This window comes from Kitasatospora sp. NPDC059646, assembly GCF_042734615.1.
GTDB lineage: Bacteria > Actinomycetota > Actinomycetes > Streptomycetales > Streptomycetaceae > Kitasatospora.
Map to the genome: position 1 here is coordinate 1 of NZ_JBHWDS010000044.1, position 20,109 is coordinate 20,109.

Annotated in this window: 22 protein-coding genes; 7 read left to right on the plus strand and 15 right to left on the minus strand. The window is 75.2% G+C overall.

The annotated features are described in order from the left end of the window. Positions 1-42: 42 nt before the first annotated feature. From ACFV1L_RS26480 to ACFV1L_RS26490, 3 genes are all read right to left on the minus strand, one after another. Positions 43-1,995, minus strand: a complete 1,953-nt coding sequence (locus tag ACFV1L_RS26480; RefSeq protein ID WP_380370279.1) for an APC family permease — start codon at positions 1,993-1,995, stop codon at positions 43-45. 231 nt (positions 1,996-2,226) lie between these two features. Then, positions 2,227-2,787: a DUF421 domain-containing protein gene (locus tag ACFV1L_RS26485; protein ID WP_380370137.1), complete on the minus strand. Its 561-nt coding sequence runs from the start codon at positions 2,785-2,787 to the stop codon at positions 2,227-2,229. Between the two features lie 66 nt (positions 2,788-2,853). Next, a complete protein-coding gene (locus tag ACFV1L_RS26490) occupies positions 2,854-3,432 on the minus strand; it encodes an O-methyltransferase (protein ID WP_380370139.1) in 579 nt (192 codons plus the stop codon). Between the two features lie 234 nt (positions 3,433-3,666). Between ACFV1L_RS26490 and ACFV1L_RS26495 the strand changes: the two genes are divergently transcribed. After that, positions 3,667-4,446: a VOC family protein gene (locus ACFV1L_RS26495; RefSeq protein WP_380370141.1), complete on the plus strand. Its 780-nt coding sequence runs from the start codon at positions 3,667-3,669 to the stop codon at positions 4,444-4,446. A 60-nt stretch (positions 4,447-4,506) separates the two neighbouring features. Here ACFV1L_RS26495 and ACFV1L_RS26500 read toward each other — a convergent pair whose 3' ends face one another. Both ACFV1L_RS26500 and ACFV1L_RS26505 read right to left on the minus strand, forming a co-directional pair. Then, positions 4,507-5,418: a M56 family metallopeptidase gene (locus ACFV1L_RS26500; protein ID WP_380370144.1), complete on the minus strand. Its 912-nt coding sequence runs from the start codon at positions 5,416-5,418 to the stop codon at positions 4,507-4,509. Further along, positions 5,415-5,819, minus strand: coding sequence for a BlaI/MecI/CopY family transcriptional regulator (locus tag ACFV1L_RS26505; protein WP_380370147.1), 405 nt, complete (start codon positions 5,817-5,819; stop codon positions 5,415-5,417). Before ACFV1L_RS26505 ends, ACFV1L_RS26500 begins: the two co-directional genes overlap by 4 nt. 149 nt (positions 5,820-5,968) lie before the next feature. On the opposite strand from ACFV1L_RS26505, the gene ACFV1L_RS26510 reads away from it, so the two are divergent. Beyond that, positions 5,969-6,991: an NlpC/P60 family protein gene (locus ACFV1L_RS26510; RefSeq protein ID WP_380370150.1), complete on the plus strand. Its 1,023-nt coding sequence runs from the start codon at positions 5,969-5,971 to the stop codon at positions 6,989-6,991. A gap of 13 nt (positions 6,992-7,004) precedes the next feature. Here the strand turns inward: ACFV1L_RS26510 and ACFV1L_RS26515 are convergent, their stop codons facing one another. Next, entirely contained in the window at positions 7,005-7,514 is a 510-nt protein-coding gene (locus ACFV1L_RS26515) for a hypothetical protein (RefSeq protein ID WP_380370152.1), read from the minus strand. Then, positions 7,511-8,422: an arginase family protein gene (locus ACFV1L_RS26520; protein ID WP_380370154.1), complete on the minus strand. Its 912-nt coding sequence runs from the start codon at positions 8,420-8,422 to the stop codon at positions 7,511-7,513. The genes ACFV1L_RS26515 and ACFV1L_RS26520 overlap by 4 nt, the downstream gene beginning before the upstream one ends. A gap of 168 nt (positions 8,423-8,590) precedes the next feature. Here ACFV1L_RS26520 and ACFV1L_RS26525 point away from each other — a divergent pair, with 168 nt between their 5' ends. Next, positions 8,591-9,241, plus strand: coding sequence for a CGNR zinc finger domain-containing protein (locus ACFV1L_RS26525; RefSeq protein WP_380370157.1), 651 nt, complete (start codon positions 8,591-8,593; stop codon positions 9,239-9,241). A gap of 640 nt (positions 9,242-9,881) precedes the next feature. Here ACFV1L_RS26525 and ACFV1L_RS26530 read toward each other — a convergent pair. Beyond that, positions 9,882-10,628 (minus strand): dienelactone hydrolase family protein, encoded by a 747-nt coding sequence (locus tag ACFV1L_RS26530; protein WP_380370158.1) that lies wholly within the window; start codon positions 10,626-10,628, stop codon positions 9,882-9,884. A gap of 75 nt (positions 10,629-10,703) precedes the next feature. Between ACFV1L_RS26530 and ACFV1L_RS26535 the strand changes: the two genes are divergently transcribed. Continuing rightward, positions 10,704-11,225: a GNAT family N-acetyltransferase gene (locus ACFV1L_RS26535; protein ID WP_380370161.1), complete on the plus strand. Its 522-nt coding sequence runs from the start codon at positions 10,704-10,706 to the stop codon at positions 11,223-11,225. A gap of 34 nt (positions 11,226-11,259) precedes the next feature. On the opposite strand, the gene ACFV1L_RS26540 is transcribed toward ACFV1L_RS26535, so the two are convergent. After that, complete coding sequence (locus tag ACFV1L_RS26540) at positions 11,260-11,448, minus strand: hypothetical protein (RefSeq protein ID WP_380370164.1); 189 nt, start codon at positions 11,446-11,448, stop codon at positions 11,260-11,262. Between the two features lie 153 nt (positions 11,449-11,601). Here ACFV1L_RS26540 and ACFV1L_RS26545 point away from each other — a divergent pair, with 153 nt between their 5' ends. Together ACFV1L_RS26545 and ACFV1L_RS26550 are read left to right on the plus strand one after the other, a co-directional pair. Next, positions 11,602-12,825 (plus strand): aminotransferase class V-fold PLP-dependent enzyme, encoded by a 1,224-nt coding sequence (locus ACFV1L_RS26545; RefSeq protein WP_380370166.1) that lies wholly within the window; start codon positions 11,602-11,604, stop codon positions 12,823-12,825. A gap of 4 nt (positions 12,826-12,829) precedes the next feature. Then, a complete protein-coding gene (locus ACFV1L_RS26550; protein WP_380370169.1) occupies positions 12,830-13,012 on the plus strand; it encodes a hypothetical protein in 183 nt (60 codons plus the stop codon). A 44-nt stretch (positions 13,013-13,056) separates the two neighbouring features. Here ACFV1L_RS26550 and ACFV1L_RS26555 read toward each other — a convergent pair whose 3' ends face one another. From ACFV1L_RS26555 to ACFV1L_RS26580, 6 genes are all read right to left on the minus strand, one after another. Next, entirely contained in the window at positions 13,057-13,464 is a 408-nt protein-coding gene (locus ACFV1L_RS26555; protein ID WP_380370171.1) for a DUF3224 domain-containing protein, read from the minus strand. 36 nt (positions 13,465-13,500) lie between these two features. After that, a complete protein-coding gene (gene lepB, locus ACFV1L_RS26560) occupies positions 13,501-14,112 on the minus strand; it encodes a signal peptidase I (protein ID WP_380370174.1) in 612 nt (203 codons plus the stop codon). Positions 14,113-14,243: 131 nt separating this feature from the next. Next, complete coding sequence (locus tag ACFV1L_RS26565) at positions 14,244-15,479, minus strand: serpin family protein (RefSeq protein ID WP_380370177.1); 1,236 nt, start codon at positions 15,477-15,479, stop codon at positions 14,244-14,246. Positions 15,480-15,545: 66 nt separating this feature from the next. Further along, a complete protein-coding gene (cutA, locus tag ACFV1L_RS26570; protein ID WP_380370178.1) occupies positions 15,546-15,878 on the minus strand; it encodes a divalent-cation tolerance protein CutA in 333 nt (110 codons plus the stop codon). A 229-nt stretch (positions 15,879-16,107) separates the two neighbouring features. Continuing rightward, positions 16,108-16,962, minus strand: a complete 855-nt coding sequence (locus tag ACFV1L_RS26575; RefSeq protein ID WP_380370181.1) for a carbohydrate-binding protein — start codon at positions 16,960-16,962, stop codon at positions 16,108-16,110. Positions 16,963-17,231: 269 nt separating this feature from the next. Continuing rightward, the gene (locus ACFV1L_RS26580) at positions 17,232-18,101 is read right to left on the minus strand and encodes a helix-turn-helix domain-containing protein (protein ID WP_380370184.1); all 870 of its coding nucleotides are present in this window, start codon (positions 18,099-18,101) and stop codon (positions 17,232-17,234) included. A 182-nt stretch (positions 18,102-18,283) separates the two neighbouring features. Here ACFV1L_RS26580 and ACFV1L_RS26585 point away from each other — a divergent pair, with 182 nt between their 5' ends. Next, positions 18,284-20,047, plus strand: coding sequence for a glycosyltransferase (locus ACFV1L_RS26585; protein ID WP_380370186.1), 1,764 nt, complete (start codon positions 18,284-18,286; stop codon positions 20,045-20,047). The last annotated feature ends 62 nt before the right edge of the window (positions 20,048-20,109 follow it).

Consider the following 20,109-nt stretch of genomic DNA (forward strand, 5'->3'; position numbering starts at 1 on the left):
GTCCGCGCCTGGCCGCGGCCCCGCCCCCGCGAGCGCCGGGCGCTACCGCCCCTGCCCCCGTCGGACCGCCCCCGGCGCCCGTCGGGCGGGCCGGTCCGCGCGGTTCGCCGACGTCAACTGCCACGGCACCGATATGACCATCACCCCGGGCGTGAACAGCAGTCGGCTCTTCAGCCACAGCGCCGACTGGTTGTGCAGCAGGTTCTCCCACCACCGTCCGACCACGTACTCGGGGATGAACACCGCGACCGCGTCCCCCGGCCGGTCCGCCTTCAGCTCCCGCACGTGCGCGACGACCGGCTTGGTGATCTCCCGGAACGGCGACTCCAGCACCCGCAGCGGAACGTCCAGCCCGCTGGCCTCCCACGCCGCCCGCAGCTCCGCCGTCGCCTCGGGCTCGACGTCCACGGTGACCGCCTCGACGGTGTCCGGCCGGAACGCCTCCGCGTAGCCGAGCGCCCGCAGGGTGGGCTTGTGGAGCTTGGAGACCAGTACCACCGCGTGCACCTGCCGGGGGCGCGAGCTCTCCGCGGCGACGTCCTCGACGGCGAGTTCGGCCGCGACCGTGTCGTAGTGCCGCCGGATGCCGCGCATGGTGAGCCAGAGCAGCAGCGCGGCGACCACGGCCAGCCACGCGCCCTGGGTGAACTTGGTGATCAGCACGATGACCAGCACCAGCGCCGTGGTGACGGCGCCCAGCCCGTTGATCAGCCGGGAGCGCTGGGCGGAGGCCCGCACCGCCGGGTCGGCCTCGGTGGCCAGGGCCCGGTTCCAGTGCCGGACCATGCCGATCTGGGACAGCGTGAAGGAGGTGAACACGCCGAGGATGTACAGGTGGATCAGGCTGGTGACGTCCGCCTTGTAGAACCAGAGCAGTCCGCCGGCCACCACGGCGAGCGCGATGATGCCGTTGGAGAAGGCCAGCCGGTCGCCGCGGGTGTGCATCTGCCGGGGCAGGTAGCGGTGCTGCGCGAGGATCGAGGCGAGCAGCGGGAAGCCGTTGAAGGCGGTGTTCGCGGCGAGGATCAGCACCAGCGCGGTGACGGCCTGGATGAAATAGAAGAGGACCGTGTCGGAGCCGCCGAAGACGGTCGCGGCGAGCTGCGCGATCACCGTCTGCTGGGTGTAGGTGTGGCAGTCCCCGGCCAGGCCGGTGAGCTGGCAGGCGTCCTCGACGTAGTGGACGTGCGAGGTGAGCGCGAGCAGCGTGACGCCGGCGAACATCACCACGGCGACGATGCCCATCACGGCCATGGTCGCGGCGGCGTTGCGGGACTTCGGGGCGCGGAACGCGGGCACGCCGTTGGAGATCGCCTCGACGCCGGTGAGCGCGGTGCAGCCGGAGGCGAAGGCGCGCAGGCCGAGCATCAGCAGGCCGAGGCCCTGCAGGGTGTCCTTGCCGTCGAGCGCGGTGACGCCGAGGGCGGCCGTGGGGGCCTGCGGGTTGTCGCCGAACGCGAGCCGGACCAGGCCGGTGACGACCATCAGCAGGATGCCGCCGATGAACAGGTAGGTGGGCGCGGCGAAGGCCCGGCCGGACTCGCGGACGCCGCGCAGGTTCATCGCGGTGAGCAGCGCGACGAAGCCGACGGCCAGCGCCACCCGGTGCTCGGCGAGCGAGCCGAACGCGGAGATGATGTTGTCGACGCCGGACGCCACCGAGACGGCGACCGTCATCACGTAGTCGACCAGCAGCGACGCGGCCACCACCAGGCCGGAGTTGGCGCCGAGGTTGCGGGACACCACCTCGTACGAGCCGCCGCCGCTCGGGTAGGCGTGCACCACCTGCCGGTAGGACATCACCACCACGGCCATCAGCGCGATCACGCCGGCGGCGACCCAGGGGGTGAGGTAGAGGAAGGCGGTGCCGCCGACGGTGAGGACGAGCAGGATCTCGCCGGTCGCGTAGGCCACCGAGGAGAGCGGGTCGGAGGCGAAGATCGGCAGCGCGAGCCGTTTCGGGAGCAGGGTCTCGCCGAGTTCCTCGCTGCGCATGGCGCGGCCGATCACGAGGCGCTTGAGCGCCTGGGGGAGGTTGAACACAGCACGGGAGCGTATGCGTCAGCGCCGTTAAGACAAGCAGCCCGTCAGATCCTGATACCGGCCACATTTCCGCAGGCCAGAGGCGGTACGACTGATCGATTCGAAGGCCGGAACGGCGTTAACGCCTGCCGTTAAGGATTCGTCAAGGTCGCGCGGAAGACGCCGCAAACCATCCGAAATCGGTCACCCGGCGGCCGGCAGGCGGGCCGCGACGGCGGCCAGCGCGGCCCGGATCGCCGCCACGTCGGCCTTGTCGGCGACCTGGTCGCCCTCCTTCAGCTTCACCAGCAGGGTGCCGCCGGGCTCCAGCACGATCAGCGAGGTCTCCTCGACCGCGTCGCCGCCCTGGTGCCGGATCGCCACGTCCAGGTCGGGCACCCGGATGCCCTGCCGGGCGATCGTCCGACGGTCGTACGCGCCGTCCCGGGCCAGCACCGTCGGCGTCCCGTCGAGCAGCCGGTTGAACCAGTCCCAGCGGGCCGCCTGCCGCACCAGCACCCAGTCCGCGACCAGCAGCACCAGCGCCCCGTACAGGCCGCCGACCACCGAGTTGTCGTCGCCGATCACCGCGTTCTGCACCACGTTCGACAGCAGCAGCATGACCACCAGGTCGAAGGTGTTCAGCTGCGCCAGCCCGCGCTTGCCGATCACCCGCAGCAGCACCAGCAGCGCCAGGTACACCAGCACCGTGCGCACCGTCTTCTCGCCGTACGAGATCCCCGCCTCGAACATGTCGTGCCACATGCCCGCCACCGTAGGCACCGGTCCGATCACCGCACCGGTGCCCACGCCCGCACTCGCCCGGACGGGCTACGGGCGGCGGGTGGCCAGCAGCAGCCCGGTCGAGCAGTCCAGGTGGGTGGCGTGCAGCCGGGGGTCGGTGGTCAGGCGGTCGACCAGCGCGGCGACGGCCTCGGCGTGGCCGGCGGGCCAGGTCGGCTGCGGCAGCAGGTCGTCGACCAGGTAGTGGCCGCCCGGGGCCAGCAGGCCCAGCGCCTGGTCGAGGTGGTGGAACTTGCCGGGCCAGGTGTCGGCGAAGACCAGGTCGAACCGGCGGCCGGCCAGCGCGTCGATCAGCTCGGCGCCCTCGCCCACCACCAGCTCCAGCCGCGGGTCGGACCCCAGGTGCTCGGCGGCGATCGCGGCCACCGCCGGGTCCTGCTCGACGCTCAGCAGGGTGGCGTCCGCGTCCATGCCGCTCAGCAGCCAGCTGGTCGACACGCCCGCGCCCGTCCCGAGCTCCAGGATCCGTCCGCCCGGCCGCGCCGCGGCGAGGGTGCGCAGCAGCTGCCCGGTCGTCGGGTCGCAGGACATCTCGAACCCGAGCGCCGCGCAGCCCTCGGTGATCGCGGCGAGCACCGCGGAGTGGGAGTCGGTCGTGAGCGTCATGGCACAGCCTCCGGTGACGTGACGGTCCGTCAGTGAGCGGACAACCTAGCGGCCGTGCCGGGGCCCGCGCGGCGCGTTCCACTCCTCGGACAGCCGGGCTCCGGGACCTCCGGCTCGCCGCGGCGCGGCGGGGCCGCCCCCGACGGGACGACGTCCGGTGGCGGATCGGGGGCCGCGCGGTGAGGGTGACTTCCTGGGGGGAGCCCCGGAACGCCTCACCGGAAAGAGCGAGAGATGCCCGTAGTCACCGAACCGTACGCGACCGGCACGCCGTGCTGGGTCGACCTGATGGCGAAGGACCAGCAGGCGGCGCTGGACTTCTACCGCGACCTGCTCGGCTGGCAGGGCAAGCCCGGACCGGCCGAGTTCGGCGGGTACGCGGTCTGCGAGCTGGACGGGAAGGCCGTCGCCGGCATCGGACCCGCGATGGCGCCCGAGGGCATGCCGGAGCCGCCCACCGTGTGGACCAGCTACCTGGCCAGCACCGACGCGCAGGCCACCCAGGACGCGATCGTCTCGGCCGGCGGCACCCTGCTGGTCCCGGTCGCGGACGTCGGCGACCTGGGCCGGATGGTGGTCGCCGCCGACCCGCAGGGCGCGGTGTTCGGCGTCTGGCAGCCGGGCGAGTTCATCGGCGCGCAGGTGGTCAACCAGGCCGGCGCGCTGACCTGGAACGAGCTGCACACCAGCGACATCCCGGCGGCCACCGCCTTCTACGGCGAGGCGTTCGGCATCGAGATCGAGCCGGTGGACGGCGTGGACTCGTACTGGGAGCTGAAGGTCGGCGGGCGCAGCGTCGGCGGCGCCACGCTGCTCGCCAACGACCCGCCCGGCACCCCGGCGCACTGGCTGACGTACTTCTCGGTCGACGACGTCGACTCCACGGTGGACGCGCTGGTGCGCTCCGGCGGCACCGTGCTGGCCCCGCCGTTCGACATGGTGGCGGGCCGGATGACGGTGGTCGCCGACCCGCAGGGCGCACCGTTCGCGATGATCCGGCCGCAGCCGATGTAGCCGCCGCACCGAACGCCCGCCGCCCGCCCGGACTGCCCGGGCGGGCGGCTCGGCGTGCGGTCAGGGCACCACGGGACCGCAGGTGAACAGCAGCGGCAGCACCGGCGCGGCGGCGGCGGTGAGGGCGGCGGCGGCGCGCAGCGCGGGGTGCGGGGCGGCGGCGGGGGCCAGCAGGCGGCGTACCCGCAGCAGGGCGGCGGTGCCGCCGGCGGCGAACGCGGTCTGCGGGACGGGGCCGCCGGCGACCCGGTACATGGCGGCGGCGAGCACGGCGCGCGGGTGCCGGCGGACGGCGCGGTCGTCGGCGGCCATCTCCAGCAGCAGCGGGGTCTCCCGGGCGGCGAGGCGGGCCAGCGGCAGGAACGGGAACGCGGCGGCGAGTGCGTCGGCGGCGGTGCGGGCCAGGTGGTGGCGGCCGGCGACGTGGGCGCGCTCGTGGGCCAGGACGGCGGCGAGCTGCTGGGGCGTCAGCAGGTCGAGGGCGCCGCGGGTGAGCACGATCCGGGCGCGGCGGCCGGGCAGGCAGTACGCGGCGGGGGTGTCGTGGTCGAGGACGTGCGCGCCGAGCCGCGGGTCGCGGGCGGCGACCAGGTCGAGCAGGGTGCGGTGGCGGCGGCGGTGCCGGGCGGTGCGGATCAGCACGGCGGCGTACCGGCCGAGCGGCCAGGCCGCCGCCGCGGCGGGCAGCAGCAGCCGCCAGGACTGGCCGGGCCCGGTGGCGAGCAGGCCGCCCGGGTGGTCGACGCCGCACAGGTGCAGCAGGCCGACCAGGCCGAGGTGCAGGTGGACGCCCGGGACGGCCAGGTGGTGGGCGGCCAGCACCAGCGCGGTGAGGAAGGACAGCGTCAGCCCCTGCCAGAGCGCGACGGCCAGCCGGGGCGCGCGATGGGTCCAGCGGGCCCGGGCCAGCGGCAGCGGGGCGAGCACGCCGACCAGCAGGGCGTAGCCGAGCAGGGCGAGGGCGGCGGTCACCGGGCGGCTCCGGGGGTGCCGTCGCCGGGCCGGCCGCCGGGCTGGTCGCGGTCGACGGATTCGATGGCGGCGCGCAGGGCGTCGAGCTCCTCGGGGGTGAGCTGTCCGACGAGGTGGGCGAGGGCGCCGGTGGGGTTGGGGCTCTCGCCGAGGACGTCGCGCATCAGGGCGGCGCTGTACGCCTCGCGGGTGCAGGCGGGCCGGTAGTTCCAGGCCCGGCCGGACTTCTCGCGGCGCAGCATGCCCTTGCGGTACAGGATGTCGGCGACCGTCATGACGGTGGTGTAGGCCAGCGGGCGGGACCGGTTGAGGTCGTCGACGATCTCCCGGACGGTGGCGGGGCGGTCCCAGGTCCACAGGCGGTCCATGATCTCCGCCTCCAGGTCGCCGAGTCTGCGCACTGCCGTTCCGCCCTTGGTGCCGTCGTCAGGTGGTCCGGCTCATCGTAGTGGGCGCGGGGTGGCTTGCCGGTCGTTCTACTGAACTACTAAGTTGTCTCGTAGTGATCGCCCGGACGGCGGGTGCCCCGACCCGAGGAGAGACCGCAGCGATGGGAACGCACCGCCGACCCCGACCCGCCGGACGCACCCGGACGGCCGTCCTCGGCGCGGCCGCCGGCGCCGCCGTCCTGCTGCCCGCCGGCACCGGCTGGGCCGAGCCCGCACCGAGTCTCGACCAGGTGAAGGCGAAGGTCGACGGCCTGTACGAGGAGGCCGAGGCGGCCACCGAGGAGTACAACAAGGTCGACGAGCGGGCCAAGCAACTCCAGGACCAGGCCGGGAAGTTGCAGGACCGGCTGGCCGGACAGCAGGAGAAGGTCCTGCAGTACCAGGAGACGCTGGGCGCACTGGCCGCCGAGCAGTACCGCAGCGGCGGGCTCGACCCCAGCGTGCAGCTGATGCTCAGCGCCTCCCCCGACGAGTACCTGCGGCGGGCCGGCCTGCAGGAGCTGGCCGGCGGACAGCAGGCCGACGCGCTGCGCAGCGCGCTGCGGCTCCAGCAGTCGATCGACCAGGAGCGCGCCGAAACCGCCGCCAAACTCGCCGAGTTGGACCAGGCCCGCACCACCCTGACCGCCAAGAAGGCCGAGGTGCAGGCCAAGCTCGGCGAGGCCTCCCGCATCCTGGCCGGCCTGAAGGCGGCCGACCGGGCCCGCGTCCTGGGCGACAACAACCAGGCGGCGTCCCGCAGTTCGGCCCGCGGCCAGACCTACACCGGCCCCGCCACCGGCCAGGTCAAGGCCATCCTCGACTTCGCCTACGCCCAGATCGGCAAGCCCTACCAGTGGGGCGCCGCCGGCCCGAGCTCCTTCGACTGCTCCGGCCTGACCCTGATGGCCTTCCGGGCCGGCGGCGTCAGCCTCCCCCGGGTCTCCCAGGACCAGTGGAACGCCGGCAAGCGCATCGCCAAGGCCGACATCCAGCCCGGCGACCTGCTCTTCTACTACAACGACCTGCACCACGTCGGCATCTACATCGGCAACGGCAAGCTCCTGCACGCCCCCCGCACCGGCAAGAACGTCGAGATCGTCGACATGGACGTCATGCCGTACATGGGCGCCGTCCGCCCCTGACCGCCCCGCGCCCTCAGCGCAGGCGGCGGGCGCTCACCTCCTGGTCGAGCCGCCAGGTGGCACCGCCGTCGGACGACCGCTCGTTGCGCCAGTGGAAGGCGTCGGCGGTGATGTCGGCGAAGGTCCAGCGGACCAGGGCGGTGCCGGTGGCGCGTTCCATGACGATCTCGTCGCCGATCCGACGGGCGTACATCTGCACCTGGTCGCCGCGGGCGGTGCCGTGGAAGGTGAACCGCCACAGCTGAAGCCGCGGGTCCCAGATCCGCACGCACAGGCCGCACTCCTGGTCCGCGGCACGGTCGGCGCCGGCGAGGTCCTGCTGCCCGGGCCAACGCCAGACGTCGAGGACCGCGCGGCCCTCCAGGGCGTAGCCGAACTCCCATTCGCCGCTGACCCGGTGGGCCGGCGAGCCGTCGGCGGGGTGGTAGGTGATGACGGTCGCCCAGTGTCCGGCCAGCTGCCCGAACTGCTCCATCTCGGCCGGGTGGTGCGGGCCGGGCCCGGCCGCGAGCAGGGTCCTCATGCGTGCGCCTCCGTGGCCGTGAGCGCGGACAGGGCGGCGGCCAGGCACTCGGCGATCGGGGCGGCATGGGCGCCGTCCGGGTCGCGCTCCGGGTCGTAGACGGCGACGTCCAGCCCGGCCACCCGGCCGGTGCCGACCAAGGCGGCGACCAGCTCGGCGAGTTGGGCGAAGTCCAGGCCGGGGCGGCCGGGCGAGTCCACCGCCGGCAGGACGCGTTCGTCGAGCACGTCGAGATCGAGGTGCAGCCAGCTGCGGTCCAGGGCGCGCCGCTCCAGGCGGTCGATCACCCGCTCGGCGAGTCCGGCGATGCCGAGCCGCCCGATCTCCCGGGCGGTGAAGCGGGCGACCGGCAGCACCTCGCCGTCCTCCCGGTCACCGATCTGGACCACGTCCTCGTCGGCGACCAGCGGCCGGCCCGCCACCGGCCAGTGGGCGAGCAGCAGTTCGCCGCGGCCGGTGGCCAGGGCCAGGTCCATGCCGGCCGCGGCGCCCAGGTCCGCGCCGGTGTCGTGACGGCCCGGGTGGCGGAAGTCGTTGTGCCCGTCCAGGTGCAGCAGGCCGCAGCGGCCGGCGTACCGGGCACCCAGCAGGCAGCCGAGCAGGATGCTGCAGTCGCCGCCCAGCACCACCGGGAACCGGTCGGCTGCCAGCGCGTCGCGGACCACCTCGGCGAGCCGCAACGAGTGCTCGCGGATGGTCACCCCGTTGCGGATCCTGGTCGCCGGCTGCGGGTCGAACTCGTACGGCGGACGGTCGAGTTGCACGACCCGGGCCGGCCGCAGGAGCGTCGCCAGCCCCGCCGACAGCAGCGCCTGCGGGGCCCGCCACGTTCCGGGCTCGCGGCCCGGGGCGGACGGCCGCAGGCCGAGGTTCCAGGGGGCGGCGATGAGTTCGACGGCGGCGGCCACGGCCGACTCCTTCCAGTCGCGTTCCGGTCGCGTGCCGGGCGCGTGCGGGGCGCGTGCGGGGCGTGTGCCGGACGCGTGCCGACAGCCTTCCGGCTGGCGGGATTCCAACCGGATAACATCCGTACACTGGTTGGACATGATCGGGCAAGAGCGGAGAGGCGGTCAGTCGTGGCAGGAACCGTCCAGGCCCACACCTTCGAGGCCCGCGACCTGCTCGGCGGGTACCTCGTCCTCGACCTGACGAACACCGTCACCGCGCGCGACACCGAGCCGGTCGACTGGCTCGACGGCTACCCGCGCCTGCTGGAATGGGCGGCCCTGACCGGCGAGTTCGACCCGACCGCGCTCGGCGAACTGCGGCGGCTGGCCACGGCCGATCCGGCCGGGGCCGCCCGAGCCCTGGACCGCGTCCGGGAGCTGCGCGAGGCCGTGCACGACCTCGTCACGACTCTGCTCGACGGCAGCGGGCCGGCTCCCGCCACGGCGGCCGAGCGCGTCGAGACGCACTGGAAGCCGGCGGTCGCCGCCGCGCGGCTCGCCGTCCGCGGCGGCTCGACGCGGCCCGAGGTCGACGTCGAGACCTCGGGGCTCGACTTCCTCGGCCACGACCTGGCGCTGCGCGCGGTCGACCTGCTTCGGTCGGCGCCATGGGAACGCGTCCGAGTCTGCGCCGGCCAACGGTGCGGATGGGTCTTCATCGACAAATCGAGAGGCGGAGGCCGCCGCTGGTGCTCCATGGCCACCTGCGGGAACTCCGCCAAGGGCCGCACCCACTACCGCCGCAAGCAGCACGCCACGCACCGCCACAACGAGCCCTGACCCCGACAGCCCAGTGCCACCCCCGCACGGGGGATGCACGCCGAGACACGCGAACGGCCGGCCCGCAGCCCCGGAAACGCGACAACTCCCGCCCCGCCCGCGAGAACTCCGCCACGGGCCGCACCCACTACCGCCGCAAGGAGCACGCCACGCACCGCCACGACGAACCCTGACCCCGACAGCCCGGTGCCAACCCTGGGCGGGCGGCTGCACACCGAGACACGCGAACGGCCGGCCCGCAGCCCCGGAAACGCGACAACCCCCGCCCCCGCCCGCGAGAACTCCGCCAGGGACCGGGCGCAAGCAGCAGACAGCCGACCGCCCCAACGAGCCCCGACCCAGCCCAGCCGGAAACCCCCGGCAGCCCGGCACCACCCCCCGCTCGGGGGCCGCACGCCGAGGCGCGCGAGCGGCCGGCCCGCAGCCCGGGAACGCGACCGCCCCCGCCCCCGCCTGCGGCACGGACCGGCCTCCAACGACCAATTGCCACCTGCGGGAGACTCCGCCACGGACCGGGCGCAAGCAGCACGCTGCGGGGGCCGCACGCCGGGGCACGCGAGCAGCCGGCCCGCAGCCCGGGAGCGCGTCCACTCCTGCGCGATGGGGGCTTCGTCGACAAGTCGTCACCTGCTGCCGGTGCTCATGAGGTGGGCGGGCCGGGCTCGCTGATGGGCAGGCACTCGGCGAGGAGGGCCAGGATGTCCTGCCAGGCGCGGGCGGCGTGCCGGGGGTGGTGGGCGACGCCGGGCAGGACCTCGTGGTCGGCGGTCGGGTGGTGGAAGGCGTGCTGGGCGCCGCCGTAGACGGTGAGGCGCCAGTCGACGCCGGCGGCCTGCATCTCGGCGGCGAAGGCGTCGCGCCGGTCGGCGGGCATGATCGGGTCCTCGGAGCCGACGCCGGCCCACACCGGGCAACGGATGTTCGCGGCTTCGCCGGGGCGGCCGGTGACGAGCGCGTTGACGGTGCCGATGGCGCGCAACGGGTAGCCCTCGCGGCCGAGTTCGAGGGCGATCGCGCCGCCGGTGCCGTAGCCGATGGCGGCAATCCGGTCCGGGTCGGTGCGCGGTTCGGCGTGCAGCACGTCGAGCGCGGCGTGGCCGATGGCGCGCATCCGGTCGGGATCGTCGAGCAGCGGGAGGGCGCGGGCCAGCATCTCCTGCGGGTCGGCGATCCAGCGGCCGCCGTTGATGTCGAACGCCAGGGCGAGGTAGCCGAGTTCGGCGAGGGCGTCGGCCCGGTGGCGCACGGCGTCGCTCAGGCCGGGGCCTTCGGGTCCGATCAGGACGGCGGGCCGGCGGCCGGTGCCGGCCGGCCGGGCGAGGTGGCCGACCATGGTGAGGCCGTCGGCGGGGTAGCGGACCGTGCGGGTGGTGACCGTCGTCGTCATGCGTTCGGAGACTACGGAGTGTCGGGCCCGGTCGGTACGGTCTTAGCTGCGGGCAGAGCGGAAGGGGCGAGCGGCATGCTGTTGCGCGATGTCGCGGCGGGGGACGTCGGGGCGTACGTCCGGATGCGCTGTGATCCGGTGATGATGGCCGAGTTGGGCGGTCCGCTGCCGGCCGGGGGGATGGCCGAGAAGGTCCGGCTGGATGTGGAGCGGACGGCGGCGGACGACTGGTGGGTCCGGATGATCGTGCCGGACGGCGCCGCGCCGGAGGTGGTCGCGGGGACGGTGGCGCTCTGGCCGCACGAGGAGGGCGGGGAGGCGATCTCCGAGATCGGGTGGATGGTGCTGCCGGAGTTCCAGGGCCGCGGGCTGGCCGGGCGGGCTGTCCGCGAGGTGCTCGAAGCGGCCGGCGCGGACGGGCGCTGGGGCCGGGTGCACGCGTTCCCGGGAGTCGCCAACGGAGCGTCGAACGGGCTGTGCCGCGCGCTCGGGTTCGAGCTGCTCGGCGAGCGCGGGACGGTGTTCGCCGGACGGCTGCTGCGGACCAACCACTGGGTGTTCGACACGTCCGGGCGGGCCGGACGGCCGGCCGGCTGACGCCCCGGCCCCGGCGGGGGGCCGGGGCGCGCGGTCACCACTCGCGGGGGCTGCGCGGCGGCCGGAGGGTGCGGGCGGGCGGGCGCGCGGTGAGGCGGACGCCGGCGAGCGGGCGGCGGGGCGCGGGGATGGCCGGCGGGCGGGACTGCTGGAACATGCGGAGGTCCTCGTTCTCGATCGGCGGCCCGCCCGTGGGACGGGGCGGGTCGTATGCGATCAGCATGGGCGACCCGCTCGGCCGCATCCGGACGGCGCAACGGGAAGCCACCCGAACGGGCCAGCGTCGACCTCCCGGCGGGGCCGGCGGGCGGCTGTGCCAGGATCGGGCAGCAGGCCGCCACGGCACGGACGCCCGCGGCCGGATCGGAGTTGGACCGTGGCACCTGTCGTCGCTCCCGAGCCCCTGCTGCTCCAGGACGGGCGGCCGGCCGCCGCCGGCTGGTCGCTGGACCCGTCGATGCGGCACCTCAACCACGGCTCGTTCGGGGCGGTTCCGCTGGCCGCGCAGCGCGAGCAGCAGCGGCTGCGGGACGAGATGGAGCGCTCCCCGGTGGTGTGGTTCCCTGCGCTCCCCCGCCGGGTCGCCCGGGCGCGCGCCGCGATCGCCGAATTCCTGCGCGTCCCGGCGGAGTTCACCGCGCTGGTGCCGAACGCCAGCGCGGGCGCGAGCGCGGTCTACGGCAGCCTGCCGCACCGGCCGGGCGGGGAGGTGCTGGTCACCGACCACGGGTACGGGGCGGTCACCATGGGCGCGGCCCGGCTGGCCCGGCGCTGGGGCGGCTCGGTCCGGACGGCGCACGTGCCGCTGGCGGCCGGGCCGGAGGAGGCCGCGGCCGCCGTGCTGGAGCAGGTGGGCGACCGGACGGCGCTGGTGGTGCTGGACCAGGTGACCTCCGCGACGGCGCGCCGGCTCCCGGTCGACCTGATCGGACCGGCCGCCCGCGAGCGCGGCGTCCCGCTGCTGGTCGACGCCGCGCACGTCCCCGGCCTGGCCGAGGATCCGCGGGCGGGCGTGGACTGCGACGCCTGGGTCGGCAACCTGCACAAGTTCGGCTGTGCGCCGCGCGGCACCGCCGCGCTCGTCGCCCGGGGCGGGCTCAGGCACGCGCTGTACCCGTTGATCGATTCGTGGGGCGCGGAGGAGCCGTTCCCGGAGCGCTTCGACACCCAGGGGACGGTGGACGCGACCGGCCCGCTGGCCGCGCCGGTCGCGCTGGACTTCGTCGCCCGGCAGTGGGGTTGGGACCGGGCCCGCCGGTACATGACCGAACTGGCCGACTACGCCGAGGCGTTGATCGGCGAGGCGGTCGGCGGGGCGACCGGGGAGCCGGCCGCGGCGGAGGTCGGCATGCCGGTCAACGCGCTGCGCCTGGTGCGGCTGCCGGCCGGGCTGGGCCGGACCCGGTTGGAGGCGGACGGCCTGCGGGACCGGGTGGCGGCCGAGTTGGGCGTCGAGGCGGCGTTCACCAGCTTCGCCGGGACGGGGTACTTCCGGCTGTCGGCGCACGTGTACAACACGCCCGCGGACTACGAGTACTTCGCCGAGCGATGCGTGCCGGTGCTGTGCGAGTGGGCCCTGAGGGCCCGTCAGGAGGCGTAGCGGGGTGGGTGGCTACCGCCGGGTCGGGGCCGGCGAGCGGCGGGTGCAGCTGGATCTGCCGGTGGAGCTGGCGGAGTGGCTGCAGGGTTTCGCGGAGCTCTCGCACCGCTCCCCGGCGGAGGTGGTGCGGGGGCTGCTGGAGGAGGAGCGGCGGCGGGTGGAGGCGAACTGGTCGTCCCGCGAGTGAACGCCTCCGACCGCCGCCGCCACCGCCGGGGTCGACCGCGCCGGCTACCGGCCGAGCTCGTAGTCGAGGTGGATGCGGTGGGTGCCGTCCTCGTCGATCACGATGCTGCCGGTGCCGGTGATGCCGGCCAGGCCCGCGGTGCCGCTGCCGGGGACGATCACGAAGTACTCGCCCTCGCGGCCCGCGCCGAGCGTGGTCGCGGAGTGCGCGAAGTTGAACGCGCCCTCGGCGTCGTGCAGGCGGCCGGCGAAGGACTCCATGGCGAGGTAGGTGCCGACGCCCGCGGCGTGGTCGAACGCTGAGGTGAACAGCGTGGTGGAGCGGCCCGCGATCTCGCCGTGGAACTCTTTGCGCATGGTGGCCACGCCGACCCCGACGGCGGTCCTGATGTCGCCCTCGGGGACGGGCGCGGGGGTGAACTCGGGGACGGTGAAGGTTCCTGATGCTCGCATGGGCGCGATGGTAGGGGCCGCCACCGACAACGGCGGTCAGGGCGCGCTGGCGACCCACGCCGGGTACGCGGCGGGCGCGGGGCGGCCGCGGCGGCGGGCCACCGCGGCGAGGACCGCGGCCACGACGAGGAGGGTCAGGCCGAGCAGGCCCGCTCCGACGACGACGGCCAGCCGGGCGGCGGTGCCGGGCATGTCGCGGGCCTTGACGGTGTCGACCGGGACGTCGCCCCAGATCCGGGAGTCGACGGAGTTGGCGCGGTGGTCGCCGAGCACGAACATCCGCCCGTCGGGGACGGTGACGTCGAAGCAGCGGTAGCCGTTCACGGCGCCGGCCTCCAGGTACGGCTCGTCGAGCGGCGCACCGTTCAACTGGACGGGCTGCTCGCCGCATTGGGAGACGTGGTCGCCGCCGAGCGCGATCACCCGCTTGAGGTGGTCGATGGCCGGGCTGCCGGGCTCGGCGGCGTAGCGGAACACCACCACGTCGCCGCGCCGCACCTGGCCGGGGTCGACGGCGGCCGTCATGAGGTGCTGGCCGGGCCGGTAGGTGGGCGCCATGTCGGAGCCTCCGACGAGCGTCGTGCTCGGGCGCAGCGCCAGCCCGTAGCCGAACCCGCCGAGCACCAGCAGCGCTCCGACGACCGCCACGACCAGTGCCGTCCTGCCGAGTCGGCTCCATCGCCGCATGTGCACACACCCGTTCCGCGCGTCGAACGCCCATGCGGTCCGCGTGGGCGTTCGGGAGTGTAGCGGGGGCCGGGCCCGGCGGTGACGGGCGGTCAGCCCTCGGTCCCCTCCCAGTCCTCGGGCTCCTCCGGCTCGCGCTCGGCCACCCGGGGTTCGGCCACCCAGCCGGCCGCCAGGACCAGTCGGGAGGCGCGGTGCACGGCGAGGAACGCGAAGGGCCGGGAGAAGTCGGCCTCGATCCGCCGTACCCGGTACGGGGGCCGGCGGGTCGGGCCGGTGCCGGCGCCGATCGCCGCGAAGGCGGTGACGGCGGCGGCCCGGAAGCCCTTCGGGCCGAACAGGGCGGTGGCGGACTGGGCGGCCGCGCCGATCGCGAGCGGCGCGGAGCTGATCCCCGGGAAGTGCCCCCGGGTGGCGTCGGTGGCGGCGCGCAGCCCGAACAGTTCGGCGTCGGCCAGCAGGTCGTGTTCCGCGGACAGCTCGAACTCGACCGTCCACTGCGCGAGTTGGTGTTCGCTCCGGTAGCTCGGGTGCCAGTACGACCGCAGCCCCGGGCCGGGCTCGCCGTCCGCGAGGGTGCTGCCGAGGCGTAGGGCGCGGGGTTGTTCGGCGGTGCGGACGGCGGCGGCGAGGACGGCGCCGGGGGCGGCGTCCTCGCCGCCCAGGCAGAGGTGGACGTCGATGCCGTCCAGGCCGAGCACGTGCAGCACGGTGAGCGGGCCGGCCTCGGTGTCGGCGACGCCGACCCGGTCGAGCAGGGCGGTGGTGCGGGACAGTCCGGTGACGTCCAGCCCGGCCCAGGGGCCGCTCCGCGGCCGGTACGGGCGGGCGGCGAACGGGCGGATCCAGTCGGTGCGCAGGGTGAGGGCGGCGGCCAGCAGGAGTTCGGTGTCCGGCCGGACGGTGACGGGCATCCGGCGGATCGCCCCGGCGGTCCGGTCGGCGGCCCAACGGTCCAGCTCCGCCTGGTTCTCGGCGGTGTCCGGGCCGAGCAGGCGGTGGCTGTCCGGGGGCAGGGCGGTGGTCCAGCGCAGTTCGACGGGCAGGTCGCCGCGGGTCCACACGCCGAGGGCGGCTTCGACGCCGCGCAACTCACCGAGCGCGCCGACCAGTTGCCGTCCGGCTTCGGCGGCCCGGTGCGGTGGGACGCCCAGCGCGAGCCCGAGTTCGGCGGCGGCCGACCCGGCGGCTCCGGCGGCGAGGAAGGCGAGCGGCACCCAGGCCGAGGGCGCGCTGACCACGGTGTTCCGCCCCGGCGCTGCCGCCGTCCGGGCCCACCGGGCCGTCAGGTCGTTGACGGCGCGGACGGTGTGGGACGGTATCGGCACGGCGGGGGCTCCTCTGACGGCGGTTCCGCCGGAGCGTAGGGCAGCGCGGCGGGGCGCCGCGACCGGTTATCCGGCGGCGGTCTCCGCGGTCAGCCAGGCCAGGTAGCCGGGCGCCCCGGCGGTGATCGGAACGGCGATCACCTCCGGGGTGTCGTACGGGTGCAACTCGACGATCCGGTCGACGAGTCGCTGGGCGCGCGCGGCCCCGGTCTTGAGGTCGATCCGCCACTCGGCAGCGTCCTGGAGCACGCCGCCCCACCAGTACACGGACCGGACGGGGTGGACCTGCGCGCAGGCGGCGAGGCGTTCGCGGACCAGGGTGGTGGCGAGGGCGCGGGCGGCGTCCTCGTCCTCATGGGTGGTGGTGACCACCAGGTGCTGGGGCTGGGGCTCGGTCATGGACCGAGCCTACGGGGGTCGGGAGGCAGGTCCTGGGTGGCTTCGGGGTGGCGTCGTGCGGGAGCGGCGCGCGGCACGCCATGGCGGCTCGGGCACCCCGCGCTCGAGCCGCCATGACGCTTGGCGGTCGTCGGCCGCACTCCCGGTTTTCCCCTCCCGGGGAGCGGGGCCGCGCCGCCGCTTCGGATGGCTTGTCGTGGGGGGGCCCCCCTCGTGGGGGTGGGTGCGGTCAGCGACGGGACCAGAGGGCGGGAACGTTCGGCGGTTCCCAGCCGGCGAAGGCGGTGTGCGCCTGGATGCAGACGTACGTCACGCCGTTGTAGGTCACCACGTCGCCGGCCTTGTAGCTGGTCCCGGCCTTCCAGGTGGTGGTCCCGCCGGGCGAGGAGCTCGGGCTCGGGCTCGACGATCCGGTCGGGCTGGTGCTGGGCTTCGGCGTCCCGTTGACGTTCAGCACGAAGTCGAAGCTGGCCTCGCGCCCGTTGCCGACCTGACGGACCGTCATGACCAGCGCCGGGTCGAAGATGGTGTCGGTGGCGTTGCGCGGCTCGTTCGGGAAGTACAGCTGGGTGGTGAGGATCGGCTGCCCGGGGGCCTGCACCTTGACGTGGATGTGCCGGGTGCGGCCGGGGTAGAGGCCGGGCACGATCGTGGTGAGCGTGTAGGCGCCGTTGGCGTCGCTGAACTGGTGGCCGCGGAAGGTGTAGCCGGTGTTGTCGTAGGTGCCGTTGGTGTCGGCCTGCCAGAAGTCCAGCAGTGCGCCGGAGATGGGGGCGCAGTTGCGGCCGAAGACGAAGCCGCTGACGGTCAGCGGGGTGCCGGGGGTGCCCGAGGTGACGAGGTTGGTGCGCAGCGGGGAGCCCGGCTTGAAGTAGGGTCCCTCGATCTGCTCGCCGGTGGGCGCGTCGCCGTCGTGGCAGTCGGGGGTGAGCGGGGCGGCCGTCCCGCCGGCTGCGGCGGTGTCACGGGCCAGGGCGGTGCCGCCGCCGATCAGCACCGGTACGGCACCGGCCAGCGCGGCGGCCTTGAGCAGGCTCTTCCGGCTGATCTGCCGGTCGCCCAGGGGGTTGTGGGGGGTGGACATGGCTCTCCGTTCGGGTGCTTCGTCGGTCGCCGGCCGCTCGGATTCCGCTGGTTGGGACATGACACCTGGAGAGGTCGGGCGTCCCCGATCGGCGGCGCTGTGGGGTGCCTCAGACGCTAGGCCCTGCCCGGCGGGCCGTCGATGGACGGGGGCCGCCGGACGTGGTGCATTCCTCAGCAGAGCTTTACCCGACGTTGAACCTGTGGCGGGGCGCGACCGCTCGCCCTGCGGGGCCGGGCGTTCGTGCGCCGGCACGACGGCGCGCCGGCTCAGCCGGCGCGTTCGCGGAACTCGCCCGGGGTGCGGCCGACTTCGCGGCGGAAGAAGCGGCAGAAGTAGGCCGGGTCGGAGAAGCCCGCCGCGAGCGCGACCTGGCGGACCGTCATGTCCGTGGTGGCGAGCAGGCGTTTGGCCTCCAGGGTCTGCTGTTCGCGGATCAGGCGGGCCGGGGTGCGGCCGGTGGCCTCCTTCACCACCTCGTGCAAGTACCCCGCGGAGACGCCGAGTTCGCGAGCCAGCGCGAGCACCGAGCGGTCGGTGCGGTCGGGTTCGGCGATCAGCCGGGTGAACCGGTCGGCCAGCGGGTGCACCGGTGCCCGCGGCGCGGCCGTCCCGTCGGCGGGCCCGCGCTCCCGGGCGACGCGCAGCGCCCGCACCAGCAGGACGTGCAGCAGCGCTTGCAGGACGCCCAGCCCGCCGTCCAGTCCGGCCCGGTACTCGGCGGTCAACTCGCGCAGCAGCCGGAGGAGTTCGCCGTGGCCGTGGTGCGACGGCCGGGAGGCGGTGGCACCGGCCAGGGTGCGCAGCAGGGTGAGGTCCTCCGGGTGCCGGTGCAGGAAGTCCTCGTTGAACAGCAGCACCCAGCCGTCCAGGTGGCGGGCCCGCTTCCAGTGGTGGACCTGCCCGGGCAGCACCACGTACAGCACCGGCGGCTCGATCCGGTACTCCGCCAGGTCCACCACGTGCGTGCCGGATCCCTTGGTGACGTAGACCAGTTCGTAGAACGAGTGGCGGTGCGGGAAGTCCGCCCGGGAGAGCGGGCCGATGGAGTCGAAGCTGCCGGCGGCGAACGGCAGCAACCCGGGGTCCGGCACCTCCAGGTCGTGCAGTTCCAGTCCGGCGGGCGGTCGGAGCGTCATCGCGCCAGTGTGCGCAGACATCCCACGAGCCGTCCAGTGGTCCAGACCATCGCTGGTCACGGGGCGGCTGGCGGGGTCAGGGAGGGGGCGGCCGGGGGGACGGCGAGGGTAGGGAAAAGTCGACCACTGGGTCTCGACCTGGGCCTGCTGACGCCACCCCGGCCGCCGAATGGAATGGAGGGGTGTCCACTCCCCTCCTCCACCTCACCTCGCTGCGGCGCTGGTTGTGGCCGGCCGGCTGGCTGCTCTGCGCCGCCTGGGCGGCCGCCTTCCCGCTGCTGTCCCCGCTCGGCCCGCACCGCACCTGGGGTGCGGTCGCCGCCGCCGGCTACCTGCTGGCCGCCGCGCTGTCCGGGCTTGTTCGCCGCCGGAACGGACAACTGGCCTCTGCCGCAGTCGCGTTCGGCGTGTGTGCGGTGCTGCCGCTCGCCCTGGCGCTCCGGGCCGGCACCGGCCAGAGCGAGGTCGCAGTGATCGGACGGGCCGGCGAGCGGCTGCTCGCGCAGGGCTCGCCGTACCTCGAAGCGCCCTCCGCCGTCGCCGACTTGACGCCGTACCTGCCGGGCATGGCGGCGTTCGGCCTGCCGCGAGCGCTGCTCGGCGCGGACGCGGCGCTCGGCGACCCGCGCCTGTGGTGCGCGGCCGCGTTCCTGGCGGCGGCGGGCGGCGGATGGCGCCTCCTCCGCCGACCGGACGACCGGCCGGGACCACCCAGCCACGACCGGCTGCGCGAGCCACGGGCGCGGCGGTCCGCGACAGCACTCACGACCGCTGCGACCGGTCCGCTCACGGCCTGGCACGAGGTGCCGCACCGCCCGACCGGCCCGCGCGCACGGCGGTCCACGACAGCACTCCCGGCCAACGCCACCGATCGACCCGCCACCCGGTACGGCTTGCGCGCAGGGCGGCCCGCGGCGGGATCGCCCACCCTGGCGGGTGTGGTGGCGCTGGCGGCGTCGCCGGTGGTGGCGCTGCCGTTGGCGGTGAGCGGGGTGGACCTGCCGATGACCGGGCTGCTCTGTCTGGCGCTCGCGCTGGCGGGGCGGGGCCGCGGGGCTGGTGCCGGGCTGGCGCTGGCGGCCGCGTGCGCGCTGAAGTGGACGGCCTGGCCGGCGGTTCCGGTGGCGGTCGCGCTGCTGGCGGCCGTGGCCGGTCGGCGGGCGGCGCGGCGCTGTGCCGGGGTCGCGGTGGCGGGGGCGGGCGCTCTGGTGCTGCCGTGGCTGCTGATCGCGCCCGGGCCGATGGTGCGTCAGGTGTTCGCGTTCCCGCTCGGCCTCGGGGCGTGGCGGACGCCCGCCGCGAGTCCGCTGCCGGGTCGGCTCCTCGCCCAACTCGGGCCCGGCGGCTGGTGGCCGGCGCTCGTCGCGCTGCTGCTCGGCGGGTGCGCGGTGGCCCTCTCACTGGTCCTGCGTCCGCCGGTGGGCGCGGTGGCGGCGGCGGACCGGCTGGCGATCGGCCTGGCCCTGGCGTTCCTGCTCGCCCCGGCCGGCCGCTTCGGCTACCTGGCCCTGCCGGTGTTCCTCGCCGTCTTCATGCGGCTCGCCGGACCGCCGCCCCACGCGGCCGGGCTCACCACCGCACCGCCCACGGCCGAGGCCGCCACCACCGCCACCGGCCCCTGCCCCGCCGCGCACCCACGATCCCGGCCGCGCCCATCCCGCACGGCAGCCCGGAAGCACGGCCCGCCATCCCCTGACGCACCGGACGCCGTCCTCCCGCACCGCACCGGCACGGTCGTCGAGGGCCGTGCGCTGCCGGCGCTCGCCGACGTCGTCGCCTCGTACTCGGAAGGCCCTTCCGGCGCGGCGGAGTTCGGCGGAGCCGGCCGCGCCCGGGTCGAGCAGCAGTGGTCCTGGGACGCCTCCGCCGCCCGCCAGAACGCCCGCCTCGCCGGCGACGGCGCCGCACCGCCGGAGCGGCTCCCGACCGAACCTCGGCCACGATGACGCGGCCACCGCGTCCGGTCGCCGTCGTCGACGCGCCCGCTCGTCGCGACCCGCACGGGGAG

Bases quoted from the DNA above. Each gene is read 5' to 3' on its own strand.
- ACFV1L_RS26480 (WP_380370279.1), bottom strand. From the start codon at position 1,995: ATGCGCAGCGAGGAACTCGGCGAGACCCTGCTCCCGAAACGGCTCGCG.
- ACFV1L_RS26485 (WP_380370137.1), bottom strand. From the start codon at position 2,787: ATGTGGCACGACATGTTCGAGGCGGGGATCTCGTACGGCGAGAAGACG.
- ACFV1L_RS26490 (WP_380370139.1), bottom strand. From the start codon at position 3,432: ATGACGCTCACGACCGACTCCCACTCCGCGGTGCTCGCCGCGATCACC.
- ACFV1L_RS26495 (WP_380370141.1), top strand. From the start codon at position 3,667: ATGCCCGTAGTCACCGAACCGTACGCGACCGGCACGCCGTGCTGGGTC.
- ACFV1L_RS26510 (WP_380370150.1), top strand. From the start codon at position 5,969: ATGGGAACGCACCGCCGACCCCGACCCGCCGGACGCACCCGGACGGCC.
- ACFV1L_RS26515 (WP_380370152.1), bottom strand. From the start codon at position 7,514: ATGAGGACCCTGCTCGCGGCCGGGCCCGGCCCGCACCACCCGGCCGAG.
- ACFV1L_RS26530 (WP_380370158.1), bottom strand. From the start codon at position 10,628: ATGACGACGACGGTCACCACCCGCACGGTCCGCTACCCCGCCGACGGC.
- ACFV1L_RS26535 (WP_380370161.1), top strand. From the start codon at position 10,704: ATGCTGTTGCGCGATGTCGCGGCGGGGGACGTCGGGGCGTACGTCCGG.
- ACFV1L_RS26540 (WP_380370164.1), bottom strand. From the start codon at position 11,448: ATGCTGATCGCATACGACCCGCCCCGTCCCACGGGCGGGCCGCCGATC.
- ACFV1L_RS26555 (WP_380370171.1), bottom strand. From the start codon at position 13,464: ATGCGAGCATCAGGAACCTTCACCGTCCCCGAGTTCACCCCCGCGCCC.
- cutA (WP_380370178.1), bottom strand. From the start codon at position 15,878: ATGACCGAGCCCCAGCCCCAGCACCTGGTGGTCACCACCACCCATGAG.
- ACFV1L_RS26575 (WP_380370181.1), bottom strand. From the start codon at position 16,962: ATGTCCACCCCCCACAACCCCCTGGGCGACCGGCAGATCAGCCGGAAG.
- ACFV1L_RS26580 (WP_380370184.1), bottom strand. From the start codon at position 18,101: ATGACGCTCCGACCGCCCGCCGGACTGGAACTGCACGACCTGGAGGTG.